This window comes from Caballeronia sp. LZ008 (assembly GCF_031451435.1).
Taxonomy (GTDB): Bacteria; Pseudomonadota; Gammaproteobacteria; order Burkholderiales; family Burkholderiaceae; genus Caballeronia; species Caballeronia zhejiangensis.
Genome location: NZ_JARUXK010000004.1, coordinates 519306 through 525305, shown reverse-complemented (window position 1 = coordinate 525305; position 6000 = coordinate 519306). Strand labels below are relative to the sequence as shown.

Here is a 6000-nt window from a genome sequence, read left to right as displayed (position 1 = left end):
CCCCAAAACCATGATCCTTACCAACTCAACCCTTGACGCTCAATACAGTTGCTTTCTTTGCAGCAGCAAAGAAAGTGACTGCCGCCCCGCACAGGGGCAACGCTCATAGACCACAAAGAAAACGGGATCCGGCGAAGCAAAAGCAAAAGCAAAAGCGAAAGCGAAAAACTCAAGCACTCAAAACCCTGGCCCGCGCGCCACCGCGCAACTTCATCCACGATCCATACACAACGGCAGCCAGCACGAGACCAACGAACCACGCATACGTATAGAGCGTATTGAAAAACGCGGGCACGTTAGGAAACGAACCCGGAAACGCAGTATGCAAAAAACCCGGCAGATTCGGCAGCACGCCGACCAAAAGCGCCACCACCGCCGCCACATTCCATCCGCCGCTATACGAATACTCACCGTCTTCATCGAAGAGTTCGTGCTGATCGAGCCGCGTGCCGCGAATCAAAAAGTAATCGACCATCAGAATGCCCGCGACCGGACCGAGCAGCGCCGAATAGCCCACGAGCCACGTGAAGATGTAACCCTGCGTAGTCGCGAGAATCTTCCAAGGCATCATGACGATGGCTATCGTCGCCGTAATCATGCCGCCCGCGCGATACGAAATCCCCTTCGGCCAAAGGCTCGAAAAATCGTAAGCCGGTCCAACAAGATTGGCCGCCAGATTGCAGCACATCGTATCGAGCGTGAGGATGATCAGTGCCACGCCCACACCGATGCCCGTCATGCGGCTCGTGAGATCGATCGGATCCCAGATCGCCTTCCCGTAGATCACGACCGTCGCCGACGTGACGACAACCGAGATCACCGAGAGCAGCGCCATCGGCACAGGCAGGCCGATCGATTGCCCGATCACCTGATCGCGTTGCGTGCGCGCGAAGCGCGTGAAGTCGGGAATGTTCAGCGCGAGCGTCGCCCAGAAGCCGACCATCGCCGTGAGCCCCGGCCAGAACGTGGCCCAGAAAAGGCCCTCCTTCTTGCCGCCCGCGACGAACTGCGACGGCGCCGAAAGCATGGAACCGATGCCGCCCGCCTTGCTCGTCGCCCACCACACGAGCGCGATGCACATCACAACCTTGATCGGCGCAGACCAGCTTTCGAGCCAGCGAATCGAATCGGTGCCGTGCCAGATGAAGTAGAGCTGCAAGGCCCAGAACACGAGAAAGCACGCAAGTTGTCCGAGCGAGATATCGATGAGCGGCAGCGCCGCGCCATGCAATGCGTTTCCCGTCAGGATATTCAAGAGCGTATAGATGGCGCTGCCGCCCAGCCACGTCTGAATGCCGTACCAACCGCACGCGACGATCGCACGCAGCAGCGCCGGCAACTTCGCGCCTTGCGTGCCGAACGACGAGCGCACGAGTACCGCATACGGAATGCCGTGCTTCGCGCCCGCATGGCCGATCAGCAACATCGGCACGAGCACGATCATGTTGCCGAGCAGAACCGTCAACACCGCCTGCCACGGCGACATGCCCTGGTCCGTGAGACCCGCGGCCAGCATGTATGACGCAATGTTCATCACCATGCCGACCCACAGCGCCGCGAAGTGATACCACTTCCACGTGCGCTGTGCGGGGCCGGTCGGTGCGAGGTCATCGTTATACAAGCTGCTCGTCTCGACGTCATGCGCTGTCTGATTCATCGGATGCACTCCGGTTGAGTGTGCGGTTGATCATGGGGATTCAACGACGACGAGCGCTACGTTATGTCTATGTTCATGCCGCTTTCGCGGGTTCTTCCGCATCGATGCGCGCGGGATTGTTCGGATGCGTGGTCCAGTTCGCATATTCGCCCGCATCGACGCGTTCCATCGTGATGCACTGCTCGACAGGACAAACGTGCATGCACAGATTGCAGCCGACGCATTCCGAATCGACCACTTCGAAATGACGCTTGCCGTCCTTCTCCTTCAGGATCGCCTGATGCGATGTGTCCTCGCAAGCGATATGACACAGCCCGCACTGGATGCACTTGTCCTGATCGATGCGCGCCTTGATGTCGTACTTGAGATTGAGATGCTTCCAGTCCGTGACGTTCGGCACGGCGCGCCCGCGAATGTCATCGAGCGTTGCGTAGCCTTTCTCGTCCATCCAGTTCGAGAGGCCATCGGCGAGATCGGACACGATGCGAAAGCCGTAGTGCATCGCGGCCGTGCACACCTGCACGCTGCCCGCGCCAAGCACCATGAATTCCGCCGCATCGCGCCACGATGAAATGCCGCCGATGCCGGAGATAGGCAGATTCGGCGTCTGCGGATCGCGCGCGATTTCGGCGACCATGTTCAGCGCGATCGGCTTCACGGCGGGACCACAATAGCCGCCGTGCGTGCCCTTGCCGTCGACGGTCGGCATCGGCGCCATCTGATCGAGATCGACCGCAACGATCGAGTTGATCGTGTTGATGAGCGACACGCCATCGGCGCCGCCTTTGAACGCGGCGCGCGAACCCATGCGAATATCGCTGATGTTCGGCGTGAGCTTCACGAGGCACGGCAGCTTCGTGCCTTCCTTCACCCAGCGCGTCACCATCTCGACGTATTCAGGCACTTGTCCGACGGCCGCGCCCATGCCGCGTTCGCTCATGCCATGCGGACAACCGAAGTTCAGTTCCACCGCATCTGCGCCCGTGTCTTCCACTTGCGTGAGAATCCACTTCCAGTCCTTCTCGTTGCACGGAACCATCAACGAGACGATAAGCGCGCGGTCGGGCCAGTCGCGCTTCACCTGTTCGATCTCGCGCAAGTTCACGTCGAGCGGTCTGTCCGTAATCAGTTCGATGTTATTCAGTCCTGCGATTCTTTGTCCGTTCCATTGCACCGCGCCGTAACGCGAACTCACGTTCACGACGTGCGGATCAAGCCCGAGCGTCTTCCACACGACGCCGCCCCAGCCCGCTTCGAAAGCGCGGTTGACGTTGTAGGCTTTGTCGGTCGGCGGCGCGGACGCGAGCCAGAAAGGATTCGGCGACGTGATGCCGGCGATGTTGCAAGTCAGATCGGCCATGTTCGTGGTTCTCCTTTTGGCTCAGGCGGCTTTGATCGCAGTCAGTTCGAACGACGCGTCGATGGACGCGGCCGCCAGCTTGCCGTCCTGTACGGCCTGCACGGTGAGATCGAGTCCTTCATGGGTCGCGCAATCGCCGCCGGCCCAGACTTTCGCGAGCGTCGTCTGACGGTTCTCGTCGGTGACGATGCGCCCGCCATCGAGCGTCAATAACTCGCGATCGATTCCGACGGGAACAAGCGTTTGCCCGATCGCCTTCAGCACCATGTCCGCTTCGATCACGAAGCGCTCGCCGCCGCGTTCGAACTCGACGCCCGTCACCTGCCCGTTATCGCCGACCAATCGCACCGGATTCGCGTGCGTGACGATGCTCACGCCGTTCGTCTGCGCGAACTCACGTTCGGCCCACGTCGCGCTCATGTTCTCGACGCCCCGTCGATACGCCATCGTCACGTTCGTCGCGCCAAGTTTGCGGCTTTGAACGCACGCATCGACCGCGGTGTTGCCGCCGCCGATCACGACGACGCGCCGCCCGACCGGCACGCTCGCGAGATCATCTGCCTCGCGCACTTGCTCGATGAAATCGACCGCGTTCATCACGCCTTCGAGCGCTTCGCCTTCGAGCGCCAGCTCGCGCACGCCAGCAAGGCCGAACGCGATGAACACTGCGTCGTATTGCTTGCGCAACCCGTCGAGCGTGAAGTCGCGGCCGAGCGACTGACCTATGTTGATCTCGATACCGCCGATCGAATACAGCCATTCGATTTCGCGCTGCGCATAATCCTCGACGGTCTTGTACGCAGCAATGCCGTATTCGTTGAGTCCGCCTGGCTTCTCGCGCGCATCGAAGATCACCGCGCGATGCCCCGCAAGCGCAAGCCGATACGCACACGCGAGTCCCGCCGGTCCCGCACCGACGATCGCAATGCGGCGCCCCGATTCCGGCGCGCGTTCAAATAACGCGACGCCTCTGGCCATCGCCCAATCGGTCGCATGACGCTGCAACGCGCCGATCTTCACCGGCTCGTCGCCCTGATGGTTGCGTACGCAACTACCCTCGCAAAGAATCTCCGTCGGGCACACGCGCGCGCACATTCCGCCGAGCGGATTGGCCGACAGGATATCGACGGCCGCGCCCTTCAGATTGCCGTTGCCGATCTTGCGGATGAAGCCTGGAATGTCGATGCTCGTCGGACATGCCTGGACGCACGGCGCGTCGTAGCAGTAGTGGCAGCGGCTCGCGGCGGCAGCGGCGGCGGTGGCGTCGAGGAGCGGCGCGACATCCGCGAATTCGCATGCGAGCTGTTCCTGCGTGAGGCGATGGCTCGCGATATCGCCGGTCGATTTCATGGTCATGCGCGTTCCTTGTGAGGACGTACGAGTGCCCGCCGTCCGCGTTCGATCGACGCGGACAGTGCTGAACGTAACAACAGAAAACGTCGCTTATGAAGCCGGTTCGGACGCGCGCTCCAGCATTGCGTGCAGCAGCACGTTCGCGCCTGCCTCGATCCATTCCTGCGTCGCGTCTTCGATCTCGTTGTGGCTGATGCCATCGACGCACGGCACGAACACCATCGACGTCGGCGCGACCTGCGCGAGATAGCACGCATCGTGGCCCGCGCCCGACACCATGTCGCGATGCGAATAGCCGAAGCGCTGCGCCGCCGCCCGCACGGAAGCGACGCACGCGGCGTCGAACTTGACGGGCTCGTAGTAGAAGATCTGTTCGAGCGCGGTCTCCAGACCGATCTCGCCCGCGATGCGTGCCACGCCCTCGCGCAACGCGGCATCCATGCGCGCGAGCACGGCATCGTCGGGATGACGGAAATCGACGGTGAAGAACACGCGGCCCGGAATCACGTTGCGCGAGTTCGGATGCACTTGCATCATGCCGACCGTCGCGCACCCGAGCGGCGCGTTGTCGAGGCCGATGCGGTTCACGAGATCGACCACGCGCGATGCGCCGAGGAGCGCATCCTTGCGGCGCGGCATCGGGGTCGGGCCTGCGTGGGCTTCCTGGCCCGTCAGCGTGATCTCGTACCAGCGCTGACCTTGCGCATCGGTGACGACGCCGATCGTCTTGTCTTCGGCCTCGAGTATCGGCCCTTGCTCGATATGCAGCTCGAACGCCGCGTGCAGCTTGCGGCCGCCGCACGGCACATCGCCCGCATAACCGATGCGCTCGAGTTCTTCGCCGATCGTCTTGCCATCGACGTCCTTGCGCGACAGACCGTAATCGAGCGAGAACACGCCCGCGAACACGCCCGACGCAACCATCGCGGGTGCGAAGCGCGAGCCTTCCTCGTTGGTCCAGATGACGACTTCGATCGGATGCTCGGTTTCGATGCCGCGATCGTTGAGCGAGCGGATCACTTCGAGTCCGCCAAGCACGCCGTAGATGCCGTCGAAGCGCCCGCCCGTAGGCTGTGAATCCGCGTGCGAGCCAGTAACCACCGGCAGCGCGTCGAGATTGCGTCCTGCGCGGCGCATGAACACGTTGCCCATCTGATCGACGCTCACCGTGCAGCCCGCTGCCTTCGCCCAGCTCACGATGAGATCGCGCCCTTCGCGATCGAGATCGGTCAGCGCGAGACGGCAGACACCGCCCTTCGGTGTCGCGCCGATTTTGGCCATCGTCATCAGGCTGTCCCATAGACGCTGACCGTTCACCTTGATGGACGTATCGAGACCAGCTTCTCTGATTGCATCCGTTACGACGTTCATTCGCCTCGCTCCTTACGATCGGACTTCGTATGTGAGTGACTTCGTTTCGTGCATGCCGGACGTTTGCGGTGCGATGCTGCACGCGCCCGGTGCACGTTTTTCTTATGCGATGAATGATGCGAACGACACGCCTCTTCGATAAATCGAGCGCTCTTCAAATCCTGTCCAGTTGGACAGGTTGTAGCCGATTAAAATAAGCAAATCAACGTCTTTCGTGTGCGGGCAAACACCGAGCAAATAAAGCGATAAGCGTGCCATT

At 61.5% G+C, this 6000-nt stretch carries 4 protein-coding genes; all 4 read right to left on the bottom strand.

What is annotated here, in order from left to right; all coding sequences use genetic code 11:
• Window positions 1-169 precede the first annotated feature (169 nt).
• A complete protein-coding gene (locus QCE49_RS27175) occupies window positions 170-1657 on the bottom strand; it encodes an NCS1 family nucleobase:cation symporter-1 (RefSeq protein ID WP_250458922.1) in 1488 nt (495 codons plus the stop codon).
• Between the two features lie 73 nt (window positions 1658-1730).
• Window positions 1731-3017 (bottom strand): NAD-dependent dihydropyrimidine dehydrogenase subunit PreA, encoded by a 1287-nt coding sequence (preA, locus tag QCE49_RS27170; protein ID WP_008353716.1) that lies wholly within the window; start codon window positions 3015-3017, stop codon window positions 1731-1733.
• A gap of 21 nt (window positions 3018-3038) precedes the next feature.
• The gene (locus QCE49_RS27165; protein WP_008353717.1) at window positions 3039-4373 is read right to left on the bottom strand and encodes an NAD(P)-dependent oxidoreductase; all 1335 of its coding nucleotides are present in this window, start codon (window positions 4371-4373) and stop codon (window positions 3039-3041) included.
• 87 nt (window positions 4374-4460) lie between these two features.
• Window positions 4461-5741, bottom strand: coding sequence for a Zn-dependent hydrolase (locus QCE49_RS27160; protein ID WP_008353719.1), 1281 nt, complete (start codon window positions 5739-5741; stop codon window positions 4461-4463).
• Window positions 5742-6000 lie beyond the last annotated feature (259 nt).